This window comes from Ruegeria sp. AL7, from assembly GCF_056536105.1.
On sequence record NZ_JBQFJF010000001.1, the window covers coordinates 1908326 to 1932776 of the forward strand.

A 24451-nucleotide genomic window follows, 5' to 3' on the forward strand; every position below is an offset into this window, starting at 1 on the left:
ATCAATCCGATTTTAGTCCAATGTCACATTTTGCGCATTGATGTATTTCCGTCCAGCTTCCATTGCCTGACGGACAGCATCACCAACGGGTAAGTGGCGGCTTTTGGCCAATTTAATGAGCATTGGCAGGTTTGCCCCATACAATATCCGCCGATCCTGAGGGGCGCAGGCCCGCAGGCTGAGATTTGAAGGGCTGCCGCCGAACAGGTCGGTTACAACGACAACACCGTCGCCCATATCCACTGCGTCAGCCGCACGACAGATTTCCGCCTGTTTTTCATCCCTGTCGTGGTCAGGTTCGATCGCAATGGCCACAAGGCCGGGCTGCGGCCCGACCACATGCTGTGTGGCGGCCAGGTATTCCTGGGCCAAACCGCCATGCGCAACGATCACAATTCCGATCAATCCGACCTCACATTCAACGACCGACGTTCCATCTCGCGATGCCTAATTGCCACCTGCTGCCCATCCTCTGCAAGGGCCTTTGCAACGGCTTCTGCCATTGCGACGGATCTGTGTTGCCCACCCGTGCATCCGAAAGCCACCGACAGATGTGCTTTTCCTTCGGCCCGAAAGGCCGGCAGCAACAAGGTTAGCAAATCCATCACCCGTCCAAGAAAGGGTTCGTAATTCTTATCCGATTGGACATAGCGCGCAACGTCCGAGTGTCGCCCATCCGCCGCCCGCAACTCGGGGCGCCAATAGGGGTTCGCCAGAAACCGGCAATCAAAGACCATGTCCAGCCCACGCGGAAGGCCCCGCTTGTACGAAAACGACTCGATTGAAACTGCCAGATGTCGCCCCCCCTGGGGCGCAAACCAGTTTTCAACTTCTTCCCGTAACTGGTGCACGTTCAGTTGGCTTGTATCGATCAGGGTATCTGCAATCTCGCGTATGGGGGCCAGCAGCTCTTTTTCGCGCTGAACACCGGTCTCAGGGCTGGCATCTTTGGCGACGGGATGCCGCCTGCGGGTTTCCGAAAACCGGCGCACCAATACGTCATCACTGCAATCCAGATACAGAACGGTCAAATCCACCCGCGCCATGCGGCCCAGGCTTTCGGCCAGTTCGATAAACCCGATTGTCGAGAAATCGCGATTTCGGGCGTCAATGCCAAGCGCCATTGGGCGGTCGCTGTCCGCGCTGTCCAGCAGGCGCAGCAGCAGGCCCATCGGCAGATTGTCGATGGCCTCAAAACCCAGGTCTTCCAGTACATGAATGGCTGTGGATCTTCCGGCCCCTGATGGGCCTGTTACCAGCACGATCCGCCGTTGCTCTATCATTTGTTCGGCCATTCCGGGTGTACACGCCCATTCTTCAGAAGCTGCATCAACGCTGCGGCCAAGTTGGGCACGCCCGCCCCGCGAAGCAAGGGAACAGTTTGCCCCAGCAGCACGATTGTCGCCTCGGCAGGTAACCTTTGTGGCTCGTTTTGATCCAGATCCACAACATAGTCCAAGGGGACCGGTCCGAATACATCCGCTTTGATCAAACCAATGTGACGGGCCTCGATCAAACCCTGTATCTGCGGCACGGCGGCGGCAATGACCTGATGGTCCTGCCTTGACAGGTCGACCCGATCATCCGCGACCAGACCCGCCCCATAGGCCATCATCTGCAATGCTAGAGCCGATTTTCCCGCGCCCGAAGCACCGACAATCAACAGCCCGCGCCCGGCCACTGTTACGCATGAAGCGTGCACACAAGCGCTGTCCCGGTCTTTGGCGTCTGACAGAGAACCTGCTTGCATGAGTTATACAGGTAACCCCACTACAAAGCGTGCCCCTAGCGGGTCTGATGTAATATCCGCTTCGGTCGGGCGGATATTCTCAGCCCAGATTACGCCGCCATGGGCTTCGACAATCTGTTTCGAGATGGCCAGACCAAGCCCCGAATTGTTACCGAAGTGCTCTGCCGGGCGTTGCGAATAGAAACGCTTGAACACTTTGGTCAAGGCCTGTTCCGGAATACCCGGCCCGGTGTCTTCGACCACGACAAGAACACGGTTGTCTCGCTGACGTACCCAGACGCGGATGGCATCACTTTCTTCACAGAAGGAAATGGCATTGGTGATCAGATTGACGAACACCTGCGCCAGCCGTGCCTCAAGCCCGTTGATGACAATCGGTTCGGATGGCAGATCGGTGATATAGTCGATCCCCTTGGACCGCGCGTCTTCACCCAGATATTGACCGATATTGCCAATCAGCTTGAGCAGATCAAAGGGTTGTTCTTCTTCCTTAACCAGTTCCGCATCAAGACGTGACGCGTTCGAGATGTCGCTGACCAGCCGGTCCAGGCGCCGAACGTCATGTTCGATTACACCCAGCAGCTTGTCGCGCTGATCTTCGCGCTTGACCATGCGAAGCGTGCCAACAGCGGATTGCAGGCTGGCCAAGGGGTTCTTGATTTCATGGGCGACATCAGCGGCGAACTGTTCGTTTGCGTCGATCCGATTATACAGAGCAGTCACCATGCCCCGCAGAGCGCGGCTGAGGCGACCGATTTCATCCGGACGGGCGCTAAGATCAGGTATGCGAATGCGCCCCGGATTGACCCCTGTGCCCCGATCCTTACCCATTTCCGCCGCTGCGGCCAGGTCTGCCAACGGGTTGGCGATGGTCGAAGCCAGCACAAGGCTCAGGCCCACCGAAACCAGCAAAGCCACCACGAACATTTGCAGAATGCGCTCCTGCTCACGGCGGGCCAGTGCGTCGATCTCACCGGCGGGGCCTGTGATGGCAACTGCTCCGGCAGGGGTATCCTCGTAAAGAATCGGAGCAGCGGCTACGATCACGGTCTCACCTGCGGCGTCCTGAACTGCCTGAACCTGCCTTTGACCTGCCAGCGCCTGTGGGATAATTCCCTGCACCCGCTGTGCCAGAGTCGGTGCCTCGACCTCGGTCGACCAGTTGAGAAGGTTCGACACACCGATCCAGACCGCGTTCAACGTGTCGCTGATCACCGTGCTGCCGGTTTGCAGCTCGGAATTGGTTTGCAGAAGAACCGGCATGGCCGACACTTGCGGGGCACCGCGTGTCCAGCCAATCAGGGTGCCACTGGCGTCATAGACAAAGACTTCCCCGCCTTCAGGAAGTGTCAAACCTGACAGCGTATCTCTGACGTCGAGGTTGCCAGCATCCTGCGCGGTGTGCTGCGCACCCTGGCGCAGCTGGGTTTCAAAGACGTTGCTGACCAGCTGCGCATCGCCAAGCAGATTGCGCGCCGTCTGCTGAACCGTCTCTTTCCGCGAATCGTCCAGATACAGCAATCCTGTAACCAGGATCACCAGCGCGATCAGGTTGAAGGTGATGATCTTGCGCGCCAAAGGCGAGCCTCGCAGAGAAAACAGGTTTCTCTGGGACCGCTTTTCCCTCAGTTCCGCTGACTCGGTATCGTCGGGAATGACCCAGTCATCCCCGAGTACGACGTCACCGTCACGTAGTTCGCTGGCTGCTTCGGTGTCGCGCACGAGAGCCCATTACCCCTTGCTGGCGTGGCGCCTATTCTTCGTTGTACCGATAACCGATACCATAAAGGGTTTCGATCGCCGAAAACTCGGGATCAGCCGCGCGCATCTTCTTGCGCAGACGCTTGATGTGGCTGTCGATCGTCCGGTCATCCACATAAACCTGATCATCATAGGCCACATCCATCAGCTGGTCGCGGCTTTTGACGAAACCCGGACGCTGGGCAAGTGCCTGAAGAAGCAGGAATTCGGTCACGGTCAGGGATACATCATTCCCTTTCCAGCTGACCGCATGGCGCAGCGGGTCCATCCGCAAGTCGCCGCGTTCCATAACCTTTGTGTCGTTGCTATTGGCCGCAATCGCGTCGCCGCTTGTTGCTTCTTGCCGACGCAGCAGAGCGCGGATGCGCTCAACCAGCAACCGTTGCGAGAAGGGCTTTTTCACATAGTCATCCGCGCCCATGCGCAGACCCAGAACCTCGTCGATTTCATCATCTTTCGAGGTCAGAAAAATCACCGGCATCTGCGTTTTCTGACGCAGCCGTTGCAGCAGATCCATGCCATCCATTCGCGGCATCTTTATATCGAGTACGGCCATATCAGGCAGCTTTTTGTTGAACGCATCCAACGCGGCCTGGCCATCATTATAAGTTTCAACCTCGAAACCTTCGGCTTCGAGTGTCATGGATACAGACGTCAGAATGTTTCTATCGTCATCCACAAGTGCAATCTTTGACATCGGGCTCACCCCTATTCCTGCTCACTCGCGCAATAATTCGCTTATTTGTAAGGCATTGTTGGCGGTTTTAAGACGCCGAATCAATCCGTAACTGCGAATCGTGCCTTTGTTGCGGCAGGTCTGCGGCAAATTTGCCTTTATGCCCGCAAAAATATGCCCGGTTCTCGGTCATTGAATTTGTGATGGCGCTAAACCCGAACTTGGTTGCGCTAACTGCGTCAAACCCGCCTGTTCATGTCCTGAACGACCGTGGTAAGACGCGCCCAACCGCCGGTTTTCCCGGTACACTGCCCCAAAGGCGCCTCAGGGCCCAAAGCCCCCGCGCCGCCACAGGAGAAGATACACATGACATCTGGACGGGTTAACCCGCAATTCCGCCTCGAGGATCAGGGCATCGAGGGTCTGGGCAATGTCTATTATAACTTCATGGAACCGGCGCTGATCGAAGAAGCGCTGAAGCGCGGCGAAGGTACACTTGGGAATGGCGGTGCCTTTCTGGTCACCACTGGCAAGTTCACCGGTCGCTCGCCCAAGGACAAGCACGTCGTCAAAACCAGCAGCGTGGCTGACACTATCTGGTGGGAAAACAATGCCGAGATGACCCCAGAGGGATTTGACGCCCTCTACCAAGACATGCTGGCCCATATGAAAGGCCGCGACTATTTCGTGCAGGATCTCGTCGGTGGTGCCGATCCGACCTACGCGATCAACGTGCGCATGGTGACCGAGCTTGCCTGGCACAACCTGTTCATCCGTCACCTGCTGCGTCGCCCGGATCGCGAGGATCTGGACGAGTTCACCGCGGACTTCACCATCATCAACTGCCCCAGCTTTCAGGCTGACCCGGCCAAACATAACTGCCGTAGCGAGACGGTTATTGCGCTGAACTTCGACCGCAAGCTGATTCTGATCGGCGGCACCGAATACGCGGGTGAGAACAAGAAATCCGTCTTTACCCTGCTGAACTACATGCTGCCGGAAAAAGGCGTGATGCCGATGCACTGCTCGGCCAACCATGCTGTCGGAAACGCGGTCGATACCGCCGTGTTCTTTGGTCTGTCCGGCACCGGCAAGACAACCCTGTCCGCTGATCCTTCGCGCACGCTGATCGGAGATGACGAGCACGGCTGGTCAGATCGGGGCACCTTCAACTTCGAAGGCGGCTGCTATGCCAAGACCATCAACCTGAACGCCGAAGCCGAGCCGGAAATTTATGCGACCACCTCGAAATTCGGCACAGTGATCGAAAACATGGTCTTTGACCCCGAGACCAAGAAACTGGATTTCGACGACGACTCGCTGACAGCGAACATGCGTTGCGCCTATCCGCTTGAGTATATCTCGAACGCCTCCAAAAGCGCGCTGGGTGGTCATCCGAAGAACATCATCATGCTGACCTGCGATGCCTTTGGTGTACTGCCTCCGATCGCGCGGCTGACGCCTGCACAGGCAATGTATCACTTCCTGTCGGGCTTCACGTCAAAGGTGGCGGGGACCGAGCGTGGCGTTACAGAACCGCAACCCACCTTCTCGACCTGCTTTGGTGCGCCGTTCATGCCGCGTCGCCCGGAAGTCTACGGAAACCTGCTGCGCGACAAGATCGCCCAGCACGGCGCGACCTGCTGGCTGGTCAATACAGGCTGGACCGGTGGCGCCTATGGTGTCGGCAGCCGGATGCCGATCAAGGCCACCCGCGCCCTGCTGACCGCAGCGCTGGATGGTTCACTGCGCGACGCCGAGTTCCGCAAGGACGCCAATTTCGGCTTTGACGTTCCCGTCTCTGTCCCGGGCGTCCCCGAAGTTCTGCTTGACCCGCGTCGGACCTGGGATGATCAGGCCGCATTCGACAAGCAGGCCGAGAAACTGGTGCAGATGTTTGCCGAGAACTTTGAGCAGTATCTGCCGTTCATTGACGACGACATCAAAGCCGTCGCAATCGGATAAACGAAAAAGGGGCCGTCAGGCCCCTTTCTTTTTGCCGATCCGTAGCTTTTTTGCTGTCCGCCGAATACTCATCTTATAGTTGTATGTCGTTAAAAGCACATACAAGTGCGTTGTTTCAAAGTGCGATCTGCGCTAGGCATATTTACTGTTGAGACGAAAAAGCCCGGCACATTCGCGCCGGGCACTGACTGAAAGGACTTTATGGAAGCTCATATGCGCACACTCACAACGCTGGATTGAGCAACCTAATCAGGCTTCTAGTCTAAGTAAACGGGGATGAGTGTCAACATGGGACTGGCTGGTTGGTATTGCTATCAGTGTGGTTCAAATGGTCGCGGACATGCGGCGGTTGGCACAGAAAACTACAGGTAACACCATGACGGAAATCTCGAAACTCACCGAACTACGCAAATTGATGCAAAGCATGGAGCGGACGCTTGGGCTGGAAAAACTATCTCCGGTTGAGCGCGACATCTATTACGCCGCGGAAGAGCTTTCAAAATCCACTCAGGAAGTGCGTACGTTCGGTTTGATCGAGCATACTTTGGTCCAAAGCATTTCACGCCCAACTTTTTTCCGCGCGCTGAAATCGCTGGTCGAAAAAGGCTATCTTTCGCAAAGCGGCAGCGCCAATCGCGGGCGGTACATCGTTCATGCCCCCAGATGACGCGCCCCGTGCGCGCACGGTGATGTGATCGCAATGCGCGGCTGGGCGACTGACACCCTTGCGGCTTCACTGGCTTATGTGCTGGCGTCGATACTGACCTTCGCCGTGCTTATGCCAATGCAGAACGTGTTTTTTCCGGAATACCCAAGCCGGGCGAGCCTGCTGTTTTTGCCACATGGCGTGCGGGTTCTGTCGGCCTGGCTGCTGGGGTGGCGCGCGGTATTTGCGTTGCTGCCGGGTGTGTTCATCGTCTTTGCTTATCTGGCGGGAACGGATGTTTTCCTGCCCACCCGCCTGCTGGCAATTGCTGTCGCGGTTCTGACAGTTCCTGCGGTTTTCTATCTGCTCAAGGCTGTCGGATGGGACCTGTTCCCCAACCCGAACCGCAAACCCTGCTGGATTTGCGTTATGGGCGTGGGCATAGCCACATCCATTCTGGTCTCTGGCCTGACCAATCTGGTCTTTGGCAGTGCAACGGTTGAGTACATCGCCTTCCTGATCGGCGACATCTCGGGCCTGTTCTTTCTGATGCTGGGTCTGTATTTCGCGTTCCGATTTGCAGACAGGCGACCGGGCTAGCGCCTTAGCCCATCAGGCCACGCCGCAGCAGGTTCAATCCCGCCACCAGTAAAACGAACAGCGTGGCCTTGCGAAAGCTGGCCTGATCGATGCGATCCTGCAGTTTCAAACCAACCCACATGCCAAGCATGGCGGGAAAGATCAGTATTACTGAAAACGGAACCGTTTGCACCCGCAGAAAACCGGACCAGACATGCGCGGCCAGTAACATGACCGCCCCCAATCCATAGATGACGCCCTGAATTCGGATCTGCTCGGCCTTCGGGGTATTCAAAGCCGTCAGATAAGCAACTGTGGGAGGACCCCAGATGCCCGACATGCCACCCACGAACCCGGCGACGCCGCCAACAATAGCCTCAACACCGGTTGATGGATGATGTAGCACCAGCCTGACGCCCAGAACCTGCACAAGGGCGAAGAAGGACACGAATGCACCGATCAGCAGCAGGAAGACCGAGCCGGGCACCAGCGTAACCAGCTGTGCGCTCAGCACCAGAAAAATACCGCCAACGACCAGGAACACCCGAAATCGTCGAATAGAGCTGAGTGCGGCGCTGGCGCCCCCGCGAAAAGCCTGAACGCCGTTGGTGACAAGGGTCGGCAGAATAAGCCCTGCCAGGGTCAGATCCGGTGGCAGAAACGAATTCAGGCCAGATACAAACACCATGGGCATGGCAAATCCAACCATGCCCTTGACCCATCCGGCGGCAAAGGCGACGGCGATGGCAAGTAACAGCTCTTGCGGCGACAGAAGGGAAAACAGGTCCATGCCTTCTAGATATCATCTGGATTTTCTTCTGCATTGCAAAAATGATAAGGTAATTTTTGAACTTTCTAGCAGCAAATTGAGTATTTTTGTTGCGCTGCACGTGCAGCATGATATGACCAGACGACCGAGGAAAGGACGCGATTCATGGCCCATGACGGACAGGATATGACCCAAATGACAACTGATGCAGTTTTGCCCGATCTTCTGGATTTAACGCGGGCCGCCGTGCCTGCTGTGGACGCCGTTTTTGAAAAAGCCCGCGCATCCGTGCGTGGCATGGTGACTGCTGAGGGCCGGGTTTCTGGCGCATTGATCGAAGCAAATCAGACCGCCGCGCATGGTCTGGCCTGGCTGGCGACATATTCGCAGTCGCTGCAACAGATGCAGCGCTGGGCAGAAGCGCTGCAAGCCGATGGTAAATTTGGCGAGATCGAGCAGTTGCTGCACCAGATAGCCTTTGGCGAATATCTGCATCAGGTCGCGGGCGGTATTCCGATGAACCAGGGCGAGGTGGTGCGTCTTCAGGATATGGGTCTTGGCTGGGACGCGCTGTCGGGCTTTCAATCGACCGAAGTACAGACCCTGATGGCACGGGCCAATTCTCAGGCCGCACGTAGCCGTCTGGTTGCGCTGATGCAGGATCAGGCCGGAGCTACGATGTTCGGCGCGTCCGGTCTGGATGAAGAGCTTGAGATGATCCGGGACCAGTTCCGCCGCTACGCGCAGGAAAAGGTCGAACCAAACGCGCATGACTGGCACCTGAAGGATGAACTGATTCCGCTGGAAATCATTGAAGAACTGGCGGAAATGGGCGTTTTTGGTCTGACCATCCCCGAGGAGTTCGGTGGGTTTGGCCTGTCCAAAGCGTCGATGTGCGTGGTGTCCGAGGAACTGTCGCGTGGCTATATCGGCGTGGGTTCGCTGGGTACCCGATCCGAGATTGCGGCCGAGTTGATCATCGCGGGCGGCACCGACGCGCAAAAGGCACAGTGGTTGCCAAAGATCGCCAGTGCCGAGATCCTGCCGACCGCCGTTTTCACGGAACCTAACACCGGTTCAGACCTTGGCAGCCTGCGCACGCGCGCGGTCAAGGATGAGAATGGCGATTACAAGATCACCGGCAACAAGACCTGGATCACCCACGCCGCGCGAACCCATGTGATGACCCTGCTGGCGCGGACCAACCCCGACAGCACCGACCACCGCGGCCTGTCCATGTTCCTGGCGGAAAAGACACCGGGCACTGACGAGAACCCCTTCCCGACCCCCGGCATGACCGGTGGCGAGATCGAGGTTCTGGGCTATCGCGGCATGAAGGAATACGAGCTGGGTTTTGACGGCTTCCACGTCAAGGGTGAGAACCTGCTGGGCGGAGAAGAAGGCAAAGGTTTCAAACAGTTGATGGAAACCTTCGAAAGTGCGCGCATCCAGACCGCCGCCCGCGCCATCGGCGTGGCACAGTGTGCGCTGGACATCGCCATGCAATATGCGATCGACCGCAAGCAGTTCGGAAAATCCCTGATCAACTTCCCGCGCGTGTCCGGCAAACTGGCGATGATGGCGGTCGAAATCATGATCGCGCGTCAGCTGACCTATTTCAGCGCATGGGAAAAAGATCACGGCCAGCGCTGTGACCTTGAGGCCGGTATGGCCAAGCTGCTTGGTGCGCGTGTGGCCTGGGCTGCGGCGGATAACGGGTTGCAGATTCATGGCGGCAACGGCTTCGCGCTGGAATACAAGATCAGCCGCGTTCTGTGTGACGCGCGTATTCTTAACATTTTCGAAGGGGCGGCCGAAATTCAGGCACAGGTCATCGCACGACGTCTGCTCGGGTGACCCATTCCGGCAGTCCTGTTTCCCCGACTGGCCCGGCGCTTGCGCCGGGTCTTTTTCCTGATTTGTACAATCTGTACGCGGTCCGAACCGTGCAGAGTACGTTTTGTACAAAACACACCATCGCCCCTCGCGGCCCGCGTAACGGTCATATCTGACCTGCGTGTTTCAAAACTTCCCCCTTTGATCCCGCCCTTTTCACCGGTAGAGCATCAACCGGACACGAGGCGTCGAAATTAACTTTTGGAATACAGCATGACCCGACCTTTCCTTGCCATTTGGGCCGTTCTTGCGGCTCTTGCTCTGGCGGCTTGCACCACCTCGCAGCCGACGGTGAGCCGGAGTGATGTGGACGCGCTGGCGCAATCGATCCGGGGGCTTGGGGCGGATGTCGATCCGGCCGAGGCACAACAAGCGGCCACGATTGCCTATGCCTATTCACAGCAGCTGAAGCAGGACTGGAATGTCACCGACCCGGCGATCATCCACAACGCCAAGATCATCAACGGGTTCCGCGAAAAGGGTCTGTGCAATGACTGGGCCGAAGCGATGACCAAACGCTTGCGGCAGGAAAATTTCCGGACGCTGGACCTGAACTGGGCCACGTCGCCGCCGACCCCGTTTCGCATCATCCACCATTCGGCATCGATCAGCGCCAAGGGGGACACGATGTATGATGGCATTATCCTGGACCCCTGGCGCAACAGCGGTGTCTTGTTCTGGGCGCCGGTGCGCGAGGATACGCGATACAACTGGGCACCCCGGCTGGAAGTGCGCGAGCGGCTTCTGAACGGGTCTTTGCCCTACTGACCCGGTTCCGCAGATACGGCTGATACGCTAGAACCCTGCCATGACACGCCTGATCCTGACCCTGCCTTTGATGGCCCTGTTTCAATGCGACAGGGATGAATCCGTTGCCGCCTATGGCGCAGCAGACCGGACATGGGCGCTGCAGGAGATCGACGGACAGCCCTTTGCCGCCAGCGCCCTGCTGCGGTTCCCCGAAGAGGGCAGGATCGCCGGAAATGCCCCCTGCAACAGCTATGACGGCACGCTGAACGCGCCCTACCCGTGGTTCGAAATTCAGGACCTGAGAGCAACGCGGGCCGCCTGCGCCGGGCTTGAGGCCGAAGGGGTCTATTTCGCCGCCCTTTTGGCCATGACCCAATCCGAAGTGTCGGGCGATGTGCTGATCCTGCGCAATGAGGACGGGCACGAGATGGTGTTCACAGCCGCCGAGTGACCTGATCCACAAACCGCGCGCGCGCCTCGGGCAGTGGGTTATGCCCCAGCGCGGGGGCGACGCGATGGTTCAGGAAATATCCGGTTGTGCGCAAAGCCTCGGCAATCTCGGCATCCGGCGCGGTGCCTTCGCCCCGCAGGCAGGGCGGCAGCGGCAACAGCTTGTCTGCCCATTCCCCCGCTCCTTTGACACTGACAGCGCGCCCGGTCTTGGGCGACACATAGACCAGCCCCTCGGTCGTGCCGGTCGCGGCGCAGGCGGTCAGATCAAGGCCAAAGCCAAGCTCGTCCAGCAGCGCCAGTTCCCATCGCAGGTAGGCCAGCGGCCAGATCTCATCCTGTCCCAACAGGTCCATCAACCGCTCGGTCCGGGTATAGAGCGCCGGGTGCGCCTCCCGTTCGGGCAGGCAGAAGGACAAAAGCGACACGACGGCGTTCAGCCCGGACAGGGCCAGCCGCCCGGAAAACGCCGCCGCCGCGCGCGAGCGCAGGGGTTCGACCTGAAAGGTGCCGATATGTTCCTCCAGCCGCGCGCGCCACAGCACATCCAGCTGCGCGCCGGGTTGCAGGACGGGTGCGATCTTGCGGCTGGTCCCGCCCCGCACCACACCGGCATGACGCCCGTGGGATTCGGTAAAGACCTCGATAATCGCCGAGGTTTCGCCGTGGCGGCGAGAGGTCAGTAGGATGCCGTGATCGCGCCAGTCCAATTCGGGGTCCTGTCGGTGATTAAGTTGTGGTGTTCCCAGAAAATCGTGAAGGGTTCCGTTCTGCAATGGTTTTGCACATCAAACGCGGAAAGATACGTCAATCGCTTGGTCCGACGGCAGGGGACTGGGCATCTATGCGGACGATGCTGCCGTTCGCTGCGTGGCGGCGCCAATCGTCTCGGTGGTTGTCAGCTTTGCGGACGAAGCTGGCATCGCCGACACTAGACGCATCATTCCTTTCCAGGCTGTGCCGTTGGCTGATGCCCTCGATGATTTTACTATGTCGGCGCGGAAAAGCGGAGTAAGCTGCCGATCTTTATTGGGCATGAAAAGAGGTCGGTATGGAATATCGGATAGCTTCGGTTACCGAAGTAGACGACAAACCCGCATTCGAAGAACTTCTGACCGAGTATTACGCCGTCGTCTTTCATAAACTGGCCTTGGCAGGCGGGTCTGCGAGAAAAGAACCAAAAGATATGGCATCATCCGTTCTGGCAAATATTCAGACGTTCTTGCCGCCAACCGGCCGCCTCGTTCTGGCATATGGTGAACAAAACCGCCTTGTGGGGTGTGGTACGCTGCAACAGGCCCGACCAGATGCCGGAGAGCTAAAGCGTCTTTTTGTTCGACCGGAAGCAAGTGGAAACCGCCTTGGCCGAGCTTTGGTCGATGCACGGATGGAGGCCGCTCGGGAGATGGGTTGGCGCACCCTTTTGGTGAATACTGTAAAAGGCAATCAAGATATGCTCCGCATCTATGAGCGCATCGGCTTTAGATTCATCGAAAGATACCCGGAGTGTTCCGATCCCATCGAGCTAACTGACTACTTTGATTATATGCAATTCGACTTTTATTAAGTTCTGCTCTGCCCGCTTCGGGCTCAAAGCCGACATGCGTCTGGCCCGCTACTCCAGCCCCTCTTCGCCCAGCAGATGTCGGCCTTGCCGGTCTTCGACCTCAATCACCCAGAGGTCGGGGTCAAAGCTGCGCTGGCGCTGGATGGCGTGATCCACGTCGCCCTCGGGGCCAGAGGAAAGTTCGACCCATGTGCGTTCACCGCTCATCAGATCAAAGCTGCGCTGAAAGGCGGTGGCCTGCCCGTCGAGCGTGTTGAGCTTGACCAGAACCGCGCCCGCGGTGTCATCGCCATGGGCCACGACAAAGGCGGGGATTTCCTGAAACCGGAGCCGCGCCAGATAGGCGTGAACCCAGAAATCGGCAGTCAGGCGGGTCATGCGTTGCCGTCTTTGAAATCCAGACCCATTTCCGAATAGCGCTCGGATTCCTCAAGCCAGTTGGGCCGGACTTTCACTTGCAGGAACAGGTGGATCTTGCGGTCGAGGAACTCTTCCAGTTCCGCCCGCGCGGCCTGACTGACGGCCTTGATCGTCTCGCCCTTCTTGCCCAGAACGATGCCCTTGTGGCCGTCGCGCATGACATAGATGACCTGATCGATTCTGGCCGAGCCGTCCTTGCGTTCTTCCCAGGTCTCGGTCTCGACCGTCAGCTGATAGGGCAGTTCCTGATGCAGGCGCAGGGTCAGCTTCTCGCGCGTCATTTCAGCGGCGATCATGCGCAGGGGCAGATCGGCGATCTGATCTTCGGGATAAAGCCACGGGCCTTCGGGCAATTCGCCCGCCAGCCATTTGCGCAGGTCATCGACGCCGTGGCCTTTTTCGGCCGAGATCATGAAGGTTTCGGCAAAGGGGTAGCGCGCGTTCAGGTCGCTGGTCAGGGCCAGCAGTTTCTCGGACGGCACCTTGTCGATCTTGTTGATGGCGAGCGCGATGGTGCGGCCCTGCCCGATCTCGGCCAGCCCTTCGAGGATGCGTTCAACCCCTTCGGTGATGCCGCGATGGGCCTCGACCATCAGCACGACGATATCGGCATCGGCGGCCCCGCCCCAGGCGGCGGCGACCATGGCACGGTCCAGACGGCGACGCGGTTTGAACAGACCCGGCGTGTCCACAAAGACCAGTTGCGCATCGCCTTCCATCGCAACGCCCCGGATACGGGCGCGGGTGGTCTGCACCTTATGGGTCACGATCGAGACCTTTGCCCCGACCATGCGGTTCAGGAGGGTGGATTTGCCTGCGTTGGGCTCTCCGATCAGGGCGATAAATCCGGCGCGTGTGGTCATGTGTCTGGCAATCCTGTCTGCAACTGCGCCCCCCTATAGCAGAAAGGTCCGGCGGGCCAGAGGGATTTGTCGCATTGCGGCCCTGCGTTTGCGGTGGCAGGACAGGCATAGATGCCCAGCCAGTTCCAGCCCGGCAGCAAATCCTTTCAGTGAGGTTTTCATGAAACGTCGCGAGTTTCTTCTTGGAAGCGGTGCCGCCGCTGGCGCGTTTGGGTTGGGCGGATGGTCGCTGGCAGCAGGTGATGCAGCACAGGAACTGGTGCTGCAACCCGCCAGTTACCGGCTGCGCGAAGGGCTGACCACAGGGATGGTCAGCCTGTCGCCCGATGCGCCACCGCCGGTTCTGTATGGGCGGCAGGGCGAGCCTATGCGGCTGAGCGTGCGCAACACCTTGCCGGATTACACTTCGATGCACTGGCACGGGTTGCGTATTCGAAACGAGATGGACGGGGTGCCCTACCTAACCCAGATGCCCATCGGCGAGGGCGAAAGTTTCGCCTATGAGTTCACGCCACCGGATGCGGGGACCTACTGGTATCACCCCCATTGCATGACGATGGAGCAGATGGCGCGCGGGCTGACCGGCGTGATGGTGATTGCCGAGCCGGAAGAGCCGGGGTTCGACAGCGAACAGGTGATCAATCTGCGGGATTTCCGTCTGGACGAGGATGACGCGTTCCTGCCTGCCTATACGGCGCGGGGTGCGGCGCGGGCGGGCACGTTTGGCACGGTGCAGACCGCCAACTGGCAGAGCACGGCGGTCTATGAGCACGCGGCAGGCAGTCTGGTGCGGCTGCGGGTGGTCAACACGGACACGACCCGCATCTATAAGCTGCATCCCGAGGGGGCCGAGACCCGGATCATCGCCTGGGACGGGCATCCGGTCGAGATCGACCTGCCGGTGCCAACGGCGGACGAACCGCTGTTGCTGGGCCCCGGTCAACGGGTGGATATTGCCGTCCGGATGCCCGAGGGCGAAGGGCAGTCGGCGGAGCTGATGGCCAAGTTTCCCGGCCAGCCGCACCGCGCCATGGCGCGCTTGCGGGCGACTGGCACATCAGCGGCGCGTGATCTGAGAGAGCTGCGCCCGTTGCGTGCAAATCCCGTTGCGCGCCCCGATCCGGACCGTGCGGAATTGCATGAGTTCGTCTTTGGCTGGACCCCCGAAGGCGGTGCCCCGAATGACGGGTTCTGCGGCACGCTGGGGTATAGTTTCTGGTCGATCAACCGCAAACCCTGGCCGGGTGATGCAGCGCAGGGCACCGGGCCGCTGGCGGTTCTGGAACAGGGCAATAGTTATGTCCTGCGATTGCGCAACGAGTCGCCCAACCTGCATCCGATCCACCTGCACGGGCTGGCCTTCGTGCCGCTGCGATCCAACCTGCGCACCCTGCCACCGCTGATGACCGACACGATGCTGCTGTTGAAGGATGAGGTGGCGGATATCGCACTGGTGGCGGACAACCCTGGCGACTGGGCGTTTCACTGCCATGTGATCGAACATCAGAAAACCGGGCTGACCGGGTTCATCCGGGTGGAGTGATAAATGAAAGCCGTCGGCCCGACACCGGACCGACGGATAGAACGGATCAGATCACGGGTGACGGCGCAGGATGGGGTTCAGCACGGCAACAAACACGATGCCGTACAAAACGTGGCCGATCAGCGCGACCCATGTGATCCCGACGAAGTTCAGGAACGGCGGCAGACCGGCAAAGGTCGTGACACCTCCGATTGCAAACACCCACAGACCGAATCCATAGATTGCCGAGGCCGCCAACATGTGGACCGGACCCAGTACCTTGACCCAGATTGGCTGGAAAATAAGGAACCAACCCAAAGGATAGGCAATCAGGCCGACAATGTAGAAATGCACGAAGAAGCCCAGAAAAGCGTTGCTGGGCAAACCCAGACTGGACAGCAAACTCTGCGCCAGACCTTCGGGTGACAGGTTGGCCCAGCCGATCCCCGGACTGACAACTTGCCCCCAGAAATCGAAGGCCATGGTTGCCACAAACCCGGCAATGAACAGGAAGCCGATATTGACGAGCGAGAGTTTTGCACGTTGCATTGGATTGCCCTTATACGTTGTTTCCCGAGTGCTTTGACCTGCCGCAGTCTGACGGGTGCCAAAACGACTGATACCCAGATACAGGTCGTCTGTCGTGGCTTCTATAGGCTTCAAGTTAGATTGAAGTTTGTGACAGGCCGAGCTTCAACAGGGATCAGCCGACCCGCTCCAGCAACGCCTTGGCCGCCGCCTGTTCGGCCTGGCGCTTGGAGCCTGCGGTGGCCTGTGCCTCGGTTCCGTCCTGAAGGCGGGCGGCGATTGTGAAGACGGGGGCGTGATCGGGGCCGCTGCGTTTAACCTCGACATAGCTGGGTGGTTTCTGGCCGCGCGCCTGTGCCCATTCCTGAAGCGCTGTTTTGGCGTCGCGGGCGTCGGCCTCGACCTTGTGGATGCGGTCGCCCCAGAGGGCGAGGATGACATCGCGGGCGGCTTCGAACCCGGCGTCGCGGTAGATGGCGGCAATCACCGCCTCCATCGCGTCGCCCAGCAACGCCTGTTTGCGGCGCCCCCCCGAGAGCATCTCGGACCGGCCGAGTTTCAAGACCGCGCCCAGATCGATCTGGCGGGCCACATCTGCGCAGGCTTCTTTGCGGACCAGCGCGTTGAACCGGGGCGCAAGCTGGCCTTCGGAGGCTTTCTTGTCGGCCTCAAGCAGCGCGGTGGCCATGACAAGGCCCAGCACCCGGTCGCCCAGAAATTCAAGCCGCTGATTGTCCGGGCGTGTCGACGATGAGACCGAGCCGTGGGTCAGCGCACGCACCAGCAGCTCGGGGTTGGCAAATTCATACCCCAAACGCTGCTGGAAAGCCTTTATCTCGGCTGAGAGCTTCAATTGACCGCCTTGAAGAAGCGATCCCCACGCCAGGTCCAGAAGAACAGCATGGACCGCCCGGCAGACGAGAACATGATCCGGTCGGCGCGACCGATCAGGTTTTCGTAGGGCACATAGCCAACCCCGCCAGCGGATTGCGGCAGGCGGCTGTCAGCCGAGTTGTCGCGGTTGTCGCCCATGAAGAAATAATGGCCCTCGGGCACGGTATAGATGCCGGTATTGTCCGAGCCCTGATTGCCGATATTCAGCACGTCATAGGTGACGCCGTTGGGCAGGGTTTCGATCAGGCGCGACTTTTCACAGGCGCCGCCAACACCGACGGGGCCGTTTTCACAGCGGGGGCGCAGGCGTTGCGGGCCCTGTGGTTCGGCGATTTCGGTGAATATGCCGTCAGGCTGTTGCGGAACCGGTGTGCCGTTGAGGATGATCTGCCCCTCACGGACCTGAATGCGGTCGCCCGGCAGGCCGATCAGGCGCTTGATATAATCGCGCCCGCTGACCGGGTGGCGGAAGACAATGACGTCGCCGCGCACGGGATCGCCGCCCCAGATGCGGCTTCCGTCGTCGCCCTGCATCCAGCCACAGAGATCTTCGGCGTCGATATTCAGGCCGACACTGGGGATGATCAGGCTGGGACATGAGGCGTAGGAATAGCCGTAGGCCATCTTGTTGACGAAGAGGAAATCGCCGATCAGCAGCGTCTGCTTCATCGAACCGGACGGAATCCAGAACGGTTGAAAGAAGAGGGTCCGGAACACGCCCGCGATCAGCAGGGCATAGACGATGGTCTTGATCGTTTCCCAGACGCCGCTTCCGGTTTTGGCTTCCTCGGCCATACTGCTCTCTCCAGTTCTCTGTGCTTGGCTTCGCTGCTACATGCGGGGGGGATGGGGTCAAGTCAAGGCTGTGTGACGTGATCTTGCAGGGGGCGCGCCTCGATCACGACAAAGGCCTGTGCCCAGGGGTGGTCATCGGTCAGGGTGACGTGGATGATCGCCTCGTGACCTGCGGGGGTCAGTTCGTTCAGGCGTTCGGCGGCCCAGCCGGTGACATGCATCACCGGCTGCCCGGTGCGCAGGTTGGTGACGGCCATGTCTTTCCACGAAATGCCCATGCGCAGGCCGGTGCCGAGCGCCTTGGAACATGCCTCTTTCGCGGCCCAGCGTTTGGCATAAGTGCCTGCGGTATCCGCGCGGCGTTCGGCCTTGCGCTGTTCGGTGTCAGTAAAGACACGGTTGCGGAACCGGTCGCCGAACCGGTCGAGCGTGCCCTGAATGCGGTCGATATTTGCAAGGTCTGTGCCGATGCCGAGGATCATGTGGCTCTCATTTCTCTGGTCGGGCCAATCAACGGCAATTGATGACCACACGCAAGCGGTTGGTTGCCGCATTCCGTGATATACTTTACCGGAATGTTCAATTTTTACGTTGGTTCGGGGGACGCAATGTCGAAAATTCCGTTCATGGCAATCGCGGTGGCTGGCATTGTCGCAAGCACCGTTTTCCCCGCTTTTGCACAGGATTGCGGAACCGAGGATACCCCCTGTCAGGTAGGAGAGTTGTCCTATCGGGTGGTTCTGCCCGAGGCCGCGCCCGAGCCGCCAGCTGTTATCTATCTGCATGGCTATGGGGCAACGGCGAATTCAGCCGTGAATCTTTCCGGCCTCGCGGCGGCCTTTACCGACCGCGGCATCGCCTTTATCGCGCCGAACGGTCAGGTCGACATTGGCAACCCCAAGGTGTTGGACTGGGGGGTGCATGATGGCTATCGCTGGCCGCGGGATGACCTGGCCGCGCTGGAGCAGATCAAGGAAGACGCCATTGCCCGTTTCGACCTGAACGCAGATCGCATTTTGCTGGCGGGGTATTCACGCGGCGGATCACTGGTTTGGGACAAGGCCTGCACGGACCATTCCTTTGCCTTTGCCTATGCCTCGGCATCAGGGGCCTTTTGGGAGCCAATGTGGCGGCGGTGCAGCGGCCCGGTTCACATGCATCATTCCCACGGATTTGCAGACCGGACCGTCCCGCTGGAGGGGCGTTTTGTGACCTTTGGGGACTATGATTTCGAACAGGGCAGCGTTTTGAAATCCATTGAAATTCTGACCAGAACCAATGGATGCGGGCAGATGGCAAACAGCGTTGCAACAGAGGGCGCATCCTGGCGAAAGAAGTGGAGCAAGTGTCAGGACGGCTCTGTCACCCTGGCGCTTGGGCCACATGGCCACGGCAGGCAGCCCGGTTGGGCCGGTGCCGTGGCGGATTGGTTTCTGGAAATCTCGAACGCGCCCTAGCGCTTCCACCGGCTTTTGCCGGGATCTATTTGCGTGCGTTTGCCAGGTCTGTACCGAAACCGAGGATCAGTTGTGTCAGCTTCTTTCACCGCCAAAAAGCGTTCGTTTTGCCTGTATCGATTGCGATAGCACGGCTCGGCAGATGCCTACAGAAACCGCTGCCCAAAACAGCAGAGCACCGTTTCTAAAAGCGAAAGCCGAAAAATCAAATTGGTGCCAATACCTGAAGTGGTAAAACAATGCTGCGAGTTGCATAGCCCACAACACCGCCACTGAAAGACCAACCATGTAGGCTGCATTGTACCACAACGTGGCGTTTGCGGTTGTTTCAGAAAACCTCTTTGACCATGGATGTGTGAGAACCACTGCTGCCATAATGCTGGGGGTCATAAGGAAATCGACCGGAAAGAAAAACACACCTTCGAGGCCCAGTTTTTCCCGGGCAAAGCCCGACGAAACCGACAGCATCATACTAACAACGAAACAAACCACGTACCAAACCCGGTTAAACAACAAGGTTTTTTGCTCGGATGTCCAAAGGTTGATCAAGACAACCGCACCGTCAGGATCTTGTAACTCGCCACCCCGAAAAACCCGGCGAAGGCGAAATCGAACCAGCGGCGGGCGCGGCGGTAGGTACGGACCATGCGGGCGGATGAGAATAGAAACGCATAGCCGATGAAGATCATCAGTGATCCCGCGTACAGCATGGCGAAATAGCCCAGCAGCATCGGCAGGCTGGCATCGCTTGGCGCGACGATGGCATAGATCGACCCCCAGCTGAGGATTGCCTTGGGGTTGGTCAGGTGGATCGCCGCACCTTTGGCAAAGATTGTGGGCAGCGTGCCGGTGACCGGTTTGCCCAGGGCGACCTCATCATCCGAGGTCATCGCGCGTTTCAGGGCCTTCAGCGCCAGCCAGCCCAGATAGGCCACGCCGACATAGCGGATCACCTCGAACAGCCAGACATTGGCCAGCATGACCGCCGACAGGCCCAGCGCCGCGGCAATGCCCCAGGCGGCCGATCCGGCGCAGATGCCAAGGGCAAAGGCCAGCCCCGCGGTGCGGCCTTCGTTCATGGCGGTTCCTGCAATGCCCATGGTGGCCGGGCCCGGCGAGCCCCCCGCCATCAGCCAGGCGAACCAGATGGCGATAAAGCCGGGCGTGATCACGCGCGCGCCTCGTCCATCAGGCGGCGCATTTCCCGAATGGCGGGGGTGAGACCCAGAAAGATCGCCTCGCCAATCAGGAAATGCCCGATGTTCAGTTCCATGACCTCGGGGAAGGCGGCAACCGGCTTTACGGAGTCGTATGTCAGGCCATGGCCTGCATGGACCTCGAGCCCCAGCGAATGGGCAAAGGTGGACATCTGGCGCAGCGATTCAAGCTCGCGCGCGGCGGCGTCCATGCGGCCTTCGGCATGGGCATCGCAATAGGCGCCGGTGTGCAACTCGATCACCTCGGCACCGATGCGGTGCGCGGCCTCGATCTGGCGCTGATCCGCGGCGATGAAGATCGACACGCGGCACCCGGCCTCGCGCAGGGGGGCGATGAAATGGGCCAGCTTGTTTTCCTCGCGCGCGACTTCGAGCCCGCCTTCGGTTGTGCGTTCCTCGCGCTTTTCGGGAACGATACAGACGGCGTGCGGTTTGTGGCGCAGGGCGATTTTCTGCATTTCTTCGGTGGCGGCCATCTCAAAGTTCAGAGGCACCGACAGAACCTCCATCAGGCCGTCGATATCGGCGTCCGAGATATGGCGGCGGTCTTCGCGCAGGTGCGCGGTGATGCCGTCGGCGCCGGCCTCTTCTGCCAGCTTGGCGGCGCGCAGCGGGTCAGGATAGGCCCCGCCGCGCGCGTTGCGCACGGTGGCGACATGATCGATATTCACACCCAGACGCAGACGGCTTTCGGACATCATTTGGTTCCTTTTGCAGATTTTCGCCCCGACCTTAGCGATCTTGGCGCGGGACTGGCAGTTGTTTCTCCGGCCAGACGTTTGATTTCTTCAAACTTTGCCTTGATCTTCGCGCGGCGGCGCTGCTGGTAGGTCAGGATCAGCGGCAGGCTGAGGTAGTAGCAGATGATGCCCGCCACGATACCGGGGATGATGCCGCCGATCATGTAGGGATAGAAAACGTCGTGATAGAACTGCCCCAGCCCGTGCCAGTCGGCCACGCGATCAGTGAAGAGCGCAAGAAGGTTGTCCTTGAGGTCACCGATGGCGTCGGCGAACTTGCCCATCAGCCCCTGCGTGTCGCCTTCTTCATATTCGGTGCCCAGCAGGAAATGCCCGGTTTGCAGGCAGATCACCCCAATCGGGACATAGGTCAGGGGGTTGCCGAAGAACGTACCGCTGAGCGCGGCCAGAATATTTCCCTTGATCAGCCGCGCACCAATTGCAGCGACCAGAAAGTGCAGCCCATAAAACGGCGTGAAGGATGCGAAAACGCCCGCCCCGATGCCGCGAGCAATCCGGTCAGGGGAATCCGGCAGGCGGCGGACACGGTGTTTGACATAGTGGAAGGCGCGGGTCCATCCGCCACGCGGATAGACGAGTTCCGAAGCGACCTGAACAGGAGAGCGTCGGTCTCGGCGCTTGAATACCACCCGTGATCACCCCTTCTCAGCCAGCCGCGGTCGCGGTTTTGGTCCGGTCCCGATAACGCTCGACCGCTGCAACGTCGCTTTCAGCCTCAAGCATCAGCATCAGCGAATGCAACTGTTCAAGGTCGCGCAGTTCGACATTGATCAGCAGGCGGTAAAAATCCGGTTTGCGGTCCACAAATTCCAGGTTCGAGATATTGGCCTTTTTCTCGCCGATCAATGTGCAAATGCGCCCCAGAACCCCGGCATCGTTGCCGATGGTCAGATCCAGTGTCGCCCCATAGACGGCCGGGTGCGTGCCAGAATGCCAGTGCAGATCGACCCAGCGCTCCGGTTCGCTTTCATATTGGCTGAGCTTGTCGCAGTCGATCGCGTGCACCACAACACCCTTGCCCCGGTAGGTGATGCCGACGATCCGTTCGCCCGGCAGCGGCTGGCAGCAGGGCGCGCGGTCGAATTTCTGGCCGGGTTCAAGACCGATCACGGCGCGCCGCAGCGGGATGGCGTCGCCGTCATCCTGAGCCAGTTCGGGATAGACGGCCTGAACCACCTCATGAGCGGTCAGTTCGGCGCTGCCCAGACGGGCCAGCAATTCATGCCGGTCTTTCAGGCGCAGGTGCTTGGCGGCAGTATCAAGCGCCTTGTCGGTGGCCTTGCGCCCCACATGGTCAAAACCCGAGCGCGCCAGTTCCTTGCCCAGCTTGATGAACCGTTCGCGATCCACCTCGCGCAGGGCGCGGCGGATGGCGGTGCGAGCCTTGCCGGTGACGGCGATCTCAAGCCATGTGACCTGCGGTGTCTGCCCGTCAGCGGTGATGATATCCACCGACTGGCCGTTCTTCATCCGCGTCCAGAGCGGCACGCGAATGCCATCGACCTTGGCCCCCACGCAGGCATGGCCGATCCGGGTGTGGATGGCATAGGCGAAATCGATCGGGGTCGCGCCCCGCGGCAGTTTCACCACGTCGCCCTTGGGGGTGAAGCAGAAGACCTGGTCCGAATACATCTCGAGCTTGACGGCTTCGAGGAAATCTTCGTGATCATCCTCGTTGTCGAATTGCTCGGTCAGGTTGGATATCCATTTCGCCGGATCGACGGCAAAGGGGTTTTCCGTGCGCACCCCGTCCCGGTAGGACCAGTGCGCCGCAACGCCGGTTTCGGCCACGTCGTGCATCTGGCGGGTACGGATCTGAACCTCGACCCGTTTGCCATCGCGGCCCGAAACGGTGGTGTGAATCGAGCGGTAGCCATTCGATTTCGGCTGGCTGATATAGTCCTTGAACCGACCCGGCACCGCGCGCCAGCGCTGATGGATGGCCCCAAGCGTGCGATAGCAGTCTTCTTCCGTCTGGGTGATGATGCGGAACCCGTAGATATCCGAGAGGCGCGAGAAGCCCTGATCCTTTTCCTGCATCTTGCGCCAGATCGAATAGGGTTTCTTGGCGCGGCCAAAGACTTCGGCCTCGATGCCTGCCTTTTCCAGCTCGTGGCGCATGTCGCCGGTGATGCGGTGGATCACATCGCCGGTTTCACGTTGCAGCGTGATAAAGCGACGGATGATCGACTGGCGGCCTTCGGGGTTCAGGACGCGGAACGCGAGGTCTTCCAGTTCCTCGCGCATCCATTGCATCCCCATGCGGCCCGCAAGCGGCGCGTAGATATCCATCGTCTCGCGCGCTTTTTGAACCTGCTTTTCGGGCCGCATCGCCTTGATGGTGCGCATGTTGTGCAGACGGTCGGCCAGCTTGACCAGAATGACCCGCAGGTCCTTGGACATGGCCATGAACAGCTTGCGGAAATTCTCGGCCTGCTTGGTTTCGCGGCTGGACAGTTGCAGGTTGGTCAGCTTGGTGACGCCGTCGACCAGCTTGGCGACCTCATCCCCGAACAGATCGGACACCTTGCCGTAATTGGCCTTGGTGTCTTCGATCGTGTCATGCAGCAATGCGGTGATGATCGTCGCATCATCCAGACGCTGTTCGGTCAGGATGGCGGCAACGGCAACAGGGTGGGTAAAGTAGGGCTCGCCTGAGTGGCGGAATTGCCCTGCGTGCATCTGCTGGCCAAACTCATAGGCCAGCGCGAGACGTTCAGCATTCGTCTTGGGATTGTAGTTGCGGACCAGCGCAATCAGATCGTCAGCAGAAATCATCCGGCCCGCACCTTCGTCTTTGGAGCTTACCCCTGCCCTTGAGCCTCCATCAGAGCGCGCAGGAGCTTTTCTTCGGACATGTCGTCCATCGCAGGCTTGTCCGACTCGGCACCCATCAGCAGCGCCATCTGATCTTCTTCCGGCTCATCAACCTCGATCTGGGTCTGGTTGGCCTCGATCAGGCGTTCGCGCAGGGCGTCCGCGCCTTGGGTCTCGTCGGCGATTTCGCGCAGGGACACGACAGGGTTCTTGTCGTTGTCGCGGTCAACGGTAATCGCGGCACCGGCAGAAATCTCGCGCGCCCGATGGGCGGCCAGCATCACCAGTTCGAACCGGTTTGGAACCTTGTCTACGCAATCTTCAACCGTCACGCGGGCCATTGGGCGCTCTCCGTTTCTGAGTCCATG

Annotated in this window: 29 protein-coding genes; 9 read left to right on the forward strand and 20 right to left on the reverse strand. The window is 59.5% G+C overall.

Going from position 1 to position 24451, the window contains the following annotated elements; all coding sequences use genetic code 11:
• Positions 1-12: 12 nt before the first annotated feature.
• From ACR3E2_RS09485 to ACR3E2_RS09505, 5 genes are read right to left on the reverse strand one after another with little or no spacing between them, the layout of a single operon-like run.
• Positions 13-405 (reverse strand): PTS sugar transporter subunit IIA, encoded by a 393-nt coding sequence (locus ACR3E2_RS09485; protein WP_267364203.1) that lies wholly within the window; start codon positions 403-405, stop codon positions 13-15.
• The gene (gene rapZ / locus ACR3E2_RS09490) at positions 402-1295 is read right to left on the reverse strand and encodes an RNase adapter RapZ (RefSeq protein ID WP_480492718.1); all 894 of its coding nucleotides are present in this window, start codon (positions 1293-1295) and stop codon (positions 402-404) included. Before rapZ ends, ACR3E2_RS09485 begins: the two co-directional genes overlap by 4 nt.
• Positions 1280-1750 carry an HPr kinase/phosphorylase gene (locus ACR3E2_RS09495; protein WP_480483747.1) on the reverse strand — a complete coding sequence of 157 codons (471 nt, stop codon included), beginning with the start codon at positions 1748-1750 and terminating at the stop codon, positions 1280-1282. Before ACR3E2_RS09495 ends, rapZ begins: the two co-directional genes overlap by 16 nt.
• 3 nt (positions 1751-1753) lie before the next feature.
• Positions 1754-3472 carry an ATP-binding protein gene (locus ACR3E2_RS09500; RefSeq protein WP_480483748.1) on the reverse strand — a complete coding sequence of 573 codons (1719 nt, stop codon included), beginning with the start codon at positions 3470-3472 and terminating at the stop codon, positions 1754-1756.
• A gap of 31 nt (positions 3473-3503) precedes the next feature.
• Positions 3504-4208 carry a response regulator transcription factor gene (locus ACR3E2_RS09505; protein ID WP_267364197.1) on the reverse strand — a complete coding sequence of 235 codons (705 nt, stop codon included), beginning with the start codon at positions 4206-4208 and terminating at the stop codon, positions 3504-3506.
• 345 nt (positions 4209-4553) lie between these two features.
• Between ACR3E2_RS09505 and ACR3E2_RS09510 the strand changes: the two genes are divergently transcribed.
• The 3 genes from ACR3E2_RS09510 (at position 4554) to ACR3E2_RS09520 (ending at position 7398) form a co-directional block, all read left to right on the forward strand.
• Entirely contained in the window at positions 4554-6152 is a 1599-nt protein-coding gene (locus ACR3E2_RS09510) for a phosphoenolpyruvate carboxykinase (RefSeq protein WP_480483749.1), read from the forward strand.
• 280 nt (positions 6153-6432) lie between these two features.
• Complete coding sequence (locus ACR3E2_RS09515) at positions 6433-6819, forward strand: hypothetical protein (RefSeq protein WP_480483750.1); 387 nt, start codon at positions 6433-6435, stop codon at positions 6817-6819.
• 33 nt (positions 6820-6852) lie between these two features.
• On the forward strand, positions 6853-7398 hold the full coding sequence (locus tag ACR3E2_RS09520; RefSeq protein ID WP_267364195.1) for a hypothetical protein: 546 nt from the start codon (positions 6853-6855) through the stop codon (positions 7396-7398).
• Between the two features lie 4 nt (positions 7399-7402).
• Here the strand turns inward: ACR3E2_RS09520 and ACR3E2_RS09525 are convergent, their stop codons facing one another.
• A complete protein-coding gene (locus ACR3E2_RS09525) occupies positions 7403-8167 on the reverse strand; it encodes a sulfite exporter TauE/SafE family protein (protein WP_480483751.1) in 765 nt (254 codons plus the stop codon).
• Between the two features lie 144 nt (positions 8168-8311).
• On the opposite strand from ACR3E2_RS09525, the gene ACR3E2_RS09530 reads away from it, so the two are divergent.
• The 3 genes from ACR3E2_RS09530 to ACR3E2_RS09540 all read left to right on the forward strand — a co-directional run bounded on the left by ACR3E2_RS09530 (position 8312) and on the right by ACR3E2_RS09540 (position 11243).
• Entirely contained in the window at positions 8312-10003 is a 1692-nt protein-coding gene (locus tag ACR3E2_RS09530; protein ID WP_480483752.1) for an acyl-CoA dehydrogenase family protein, read from the forward strand.
• Positions 10004-10255: 252 nt separating this feature from the next.
• Entirely contained in the window at positions 10256-10810 is a 555-nt protein-coding gene (locus ACR3E2_RS09535; RefSeq protein WP_480483753.1) for a hypothetical protein, read from the forward strand.
• Between the two features lie 40 nt (positions 10811-10850).
• On the forward strand, positions 10851-11243 hold the full coding sequence (locus tag ACR3E2_RS09540) for an META domain-containing protein (protein WP_480483754.1): 393 nt from the start codon (positions 10851-10853) through the stop codon (positions 11241-11243).
• On the opposite strand, the gene recO is transcribed toward ACR3E2_RS09540, so the two are convergent.
• Entirely contained in the window at positions 11227-11952 is a 726-nt protein-coding gene (recO, locus tag ACR3E2_RS09545) for a DNA repair protein RecO (protein WP_480483755.1), read from the reverse strand. The genes ACR3E2_RS09540 and recO overlap by 17 nt on opposite strands.
• Positions 11953-12293: 341 nt before the next feature.
• On the opposite strand from recO, the gene ACR3E2_RS09550 reads away from it, so the two are divergent.
• Positions 12294-12809 (forward strand): GNAT family N-acetyltransferase, encoded by a 516-nt coding sequence (locus ACR3E2_RS09550; RefSeq protein ID WP_480473656.1) that lies wholly within the window; start codon positions 12294-12296, stop codon positions 12807-12809.
• Positions 12810-12857: 48 nt separating this feature from the next.
• Here the strand turns inward: ACR3E2_RS09550 and ACR3E2_RS09555 are convergent, their stop codons facing one another.
• Genes ACR3E2_RS09555 through ACR3E2_RS09565 form a run of 3 tightly spaced genes read right to left on the reverse strand, consistent with a single transcriptional unit; the run spans position 12858 to position 14254 of the window.
• Entirely contained in the window at positions 12858-13187 is a 330-nt protein-coding gene (locus ACR3E2_RS09555; protein WP_209598772.1) for a DUF1491 family protein, read from the reverse strand.
• A complete protein-coding gene (era, locus tag ACR3E2_RS09560) occupies positions 13184-14092 on the reverse strand; it encodes a GTPase Era (protein WP_209506233.1) in 909 nt (302 codons plus the stop codon). Before era ends, ACR3E2_RS09555 begins: the two co-directional genes overlap by 4 nt.
• 33 nt (positions 14093-14125) lie before the next feature.
• Positions 14126-14254, reverse strand: coding sequence for a hypothetical protein (locus ACR3E2_RS09565; protein WP_280922678.1), 129 nt, complete (start codon positions 14252-14254; stop codon positions 14126-14128).
• Here ACR3E2_RS09565 and ACR3E2_RS09570 point away from each other — a divergent pair.
• Entirely contained in the window at positions 14253-15635 is a 1383-nt protein-coding gene (locus tag ACR3E2_RS09570) for a multicopper oxidase family protein (protein WP_480483756.1), read from the forward strand. The genes ACR3E2_RS09565 and ACR3E2_RS09570 overlap by 2 nt on opposite strands.
• A gap of 51 nt (positions 15636-15686) precedes the next feature.
• Here the strand turns inward: ACR3E2_RS09570 and ACR3E2_RS09575 are convergent, their stop codons facing one another.
• From ACR3E2_RS09575 to acpS, 4 genes are all read right to left on the reverse strand, one after another.
• The gene (locus tag ACR3E2_RS09575; protein ID WP_480483757.1) at positions 15687-16163 is read right to left on the reverse strand and encodes a hypothetical protein; all 477 of its coding nucleotides are present in this window, start codon (positions 16161-16163) and stop codon (positions 15687-15689) included.
• A 154-nt stretch (positions 16164-16317) separates the two neighbouring features.
• Positions 16318-16995, reverse strand: a complete 678-nt coding sequence (gene rnc, locus ACR3E2_RS09580; protein ID WP_480483758.1) for a ribonuclease III — start codon at positions 16993-16995, stop codon at positions 16318-16320.
• The gene (gene lepB / locus ACR3E2_RS09585; protein ID WP_480473873.1) at positions 16992-17831 is read right to left on the reverse strand and encodes a signal peptidase I; all 840 of its coding nucleotides are present in this window, start codon (positions 17829-17831) and stop codon (positions 16992-16994) included. The genes rnc and lepB overlap by 4 nt, the downstream gene beginning before the upstream one ends.
• A 62-nt stretch (positions 17832-17893) precedes the next feature.
• On the reverse strand, positions 17894-18313 hold the full coding sequence (gene acpS / locus ACR3E2_RS09590; protein ID WP_209506227.1) for a holo-ACP synthase: 420 nt from the start codon (positions 18311-18313) through the stop codon (positions 17894-17896).
• A 126-nt stretch (positions 18314-18439) separates the two neighbouring features.
• Here acpS and ACR3E2_RS09595 point away from each other — a divergent pair, with 126 nt between their 5' ends.
• Positions 18440-19288, forward strand: coding sequence for a CE1 family esterase (locus ACR3E2_RS09595; protein WP_480483759.1), 849 nt, complete (start codon positions 18440-18442; stop codon positions 19286-19288).
• 75 nt (positions 19289-19363) lie between these two features.
• Here ACR3E2_RS09595 and ACR3E2_RS09600 read toward each other — a convergent pair whose 3' ends face one another.
• The 6 genes from ACR3E2_RS09600 to rpoZ are packed head-to-tail and all read right to left on the reverse strand — an operon-like array spanning position 19364 to position 24424.
• Positions 19364-19837: a hypothetical protein gene (locus ACR3E2_RS09600; protein WP_480483760.1), complete on the reverse strand. Its 474-nt coding sequence runs from the start codon at positions 19835-19837 to the stop codon at positions 19364-19366.
• The gene (locus tag ACR3E2_RS09605) at positions 19834-20460 is read right to left on the reverse strand and encodes a LysE family translocator (RefSeq protein WP_209598778.1); all 627 of its coding nucleotides are present in this window, start codon (positions 20458-20460) and stop codon (positions 19834-19836) included. The genes ACR3E2_RS09600 and ACR3E2_RS09605 overlap by 4 nt, the downstream gene beginning before the upstream one ends.
• The gene (locus ACR3E2_RS09610; protein ID WP_480483761.1) at positions 20457-21203 is read right to left on the reverse strand and encodes a pyridoxine 5'-phosphate synthase; all 747 of its coding nucleotides are present in this window, start codon (positions 21201-21203) and stop codon (positions 20457-20459) included. Before ACR3E2_RS09610 ends, ACR3E2_RS09605 begins: the two co-directional genes overlap by 4 nt.
• Positions 21203-21895, reverse strand: coding sequence for a DUF2062 domain-containing protein (locus ACR3E2_RS09615; protein WP_480483762.1), 693 nt, complete (start codon positions 21893-21895; stop codon positions 21203-21205). Before ACR3E2_RS09615 ends, ACR3E2_RS09610 begins: the two co-directional genes overlap by 1 nt.
• 16 nt (positions 21896-21911) lie before the next feature.
• Positions 21912-24044 carry a RelA/SpoT family protein gene (locus ACR3E2_RS09620; RefSeq protein WP_480473878.1) on the reverse strand — a complete coding sequence of 711 codons (2133 nt, stop codon included), beginning with the start codon at positions 24042-24044 and terminating at the stop codon, positions 21912-21914.
• 26 nt (positions 24045-24070) lie between these two features.
• Positions 24071-24424 (reverse strand): DNA-directed RNA polymerase subunit omega, encoded by a 354-nt coding sequence (rpoZ, locus tag ACR3E2_RS09625; RefSeq protein ID WP_209506215.1) that lies wholly within the window; start codon positions 24422-24424, stop codon positions 24071-24073.
• Positions 24425-24451: the final 27 nt, after the last annotated feature.

What these genes read in the sequence shown, in the direction of transcription:
- ACR3E2_RS09505 (WP_267364197.1), bottom strand. Translation starts at nt 4,208, where the DNA reads ATGTCAAAGATTGCACTTGTGGATGACGATAGAAACATTCTGACGTCT.
- ACR3E2_RS09535 (WP_480483753.1), top strand. Translation starts at nt 10,256, where the DNA reads ATGACCCGACCTTTCCTTGCCATTTGGGCCGTTCTTGCGGCTCTTGCT.
- ACR3E2_RS09510 (WP_480483749.1), top strand. Translation starts at nt 4,554, where the DNA reads ATGACATCTGGACGGGTTAACCCGCAATTCCGCCTCGAGGATCAGGGC.
- rpoZ (WP_209506215.1), bottom strand. Translation starts at nt 24,424, where the DNA reads ATGGCCCGCGTGACGGTTGAAGATTGCGTAGACAAGGTTCCAAACCGG.
- ACR3E2_RS09495 (WP_480483747.1), bottom strand. Translation starts at nt 1,750, where the DNA reads ATGCAAGCAGGTTCTCTGTCAGACGCCAAAGACCGGGACAGCGCTTGT.
- ACR3E2_RS09555 (WP_209598772.1), bottom strand. Translation starts at nt 13,187, where the DNA reads ATGACCCGCCTGACTGCCGATTTCTGGGTTCACGCCTATCTGGCGCGG.
- lepB (WP_480473873.1), bottom strand. Translation starts at nt 17,831, where the DNA reads ATGGCCGAGGAAGCCAAAACCGGAAGCGGCGTCTGGGAAACGATCAAG.
- ACR3E2_RS09575 (WP_480483757.1), bottom strand. Translation starts at nt 16,163, where the DNA reads ATGCAACGTGCAAAACTCTCGCTCGTCAATATCGGCTTCCTGTTCATT.
- ACR3E2_RS09530 (WP_480483752.1), top strand. Translation starts at nt 8,312, where the DNA reads ATGGCCCATGACGGACAGGATATGACCCAAATGACAACTGATGCAGTT.
- ACR3E2_RS09565 (WP_280922678.1), bottom strand. Translation starts at nt 14,254, where the DNA reads ATGAAAACCTCACTGAAAGGATTTGCTGCCGGGCTGGAACTGGCTGGG.
- ACR3E2_RS09570 (WP_480483756.1), top strand. Translation starts at nt 14,253, where the DNA reads ATGAAACGTCGCGAGTTTCTTCTTGGAAGCGGTGCCGCCGCTGGCGCG.
- ACR3E2_RS09520 (WP_267364195.1), top strand. Translation starts at nt 6,853, where the DNA reads ATGCGCGGCTGGGCGACTGACACCCTTGCGGCTTCACTGGCTTATGTG.
- ACR3E2_RS09540 (WP_480483754.1), top strand. Translation starts at nt 10,851, where the DNA reads ATGACACGCCTGATCCTGACCCTGCCTTTGATGGCCCTGTTTCAATGC.
- era (WP_209506233.1), bottom strand. Translation starts at nt 14,092, where the DNA reads ATGACCACACGCGCCGGATTTATCGCCCTGATCGGAGAGCCCAACGCA.
- ACR3E2_RS09550 (WP_480473656.1), top strand. Translation starts at nt 12,294, where the DNA reads ATGGAATATCGGATAGCTTCGGTTACCGAAGTAGACGACAAACCCGCA.
- rapZ (WP_480492718.1), bottom strand. Translation starts at nt 1,295, where the DNA reads ATGGCCGAACAAATGATAGAGCAACGGCGGATCGTGCTGGTAACAGGC.
- ACR3E2_RS09610 (WP_480483761.1), bottom strand. Translation starts at nt 21,203, where the DNA reads ATGTCCGAAAGCCGTCTGCGTCTGGGTGTGAATATCGATCATGTCGCC.
- ACR3E2_RS09620 (WP_480473878.1), bottom strand. Translation starts at nt 24,044, where the DNA reads ATGATTTCTGCTGACGATCTGATTGCGCTGGTCCGCAACTACAATCCC.
- acpS (WP_209506227.1), bottom strand. Translation starts at nt 18,313, where the DNA reads ATGATCCTCGGCATCGGCACAGACCTTGCAAATATCGACCGCATTCAG.
- ACR3E2_RS09595 (WP_480483759.1), top strand. Translation starts at nt 18,440, where the DNA reads ATGTCGAAAATTCCGTTCATGGCAATCGCGGTGGCTGGCATTGTCGCA.
- ACR3E2_RS09525 (WP_480483751.1), bottom strand. Translation starts at nt 8,167, where the DNA reads ATGGACCTGTTTTCCCTTCTGTCGCCGCAAGAGCTGTTACTTGCCATC.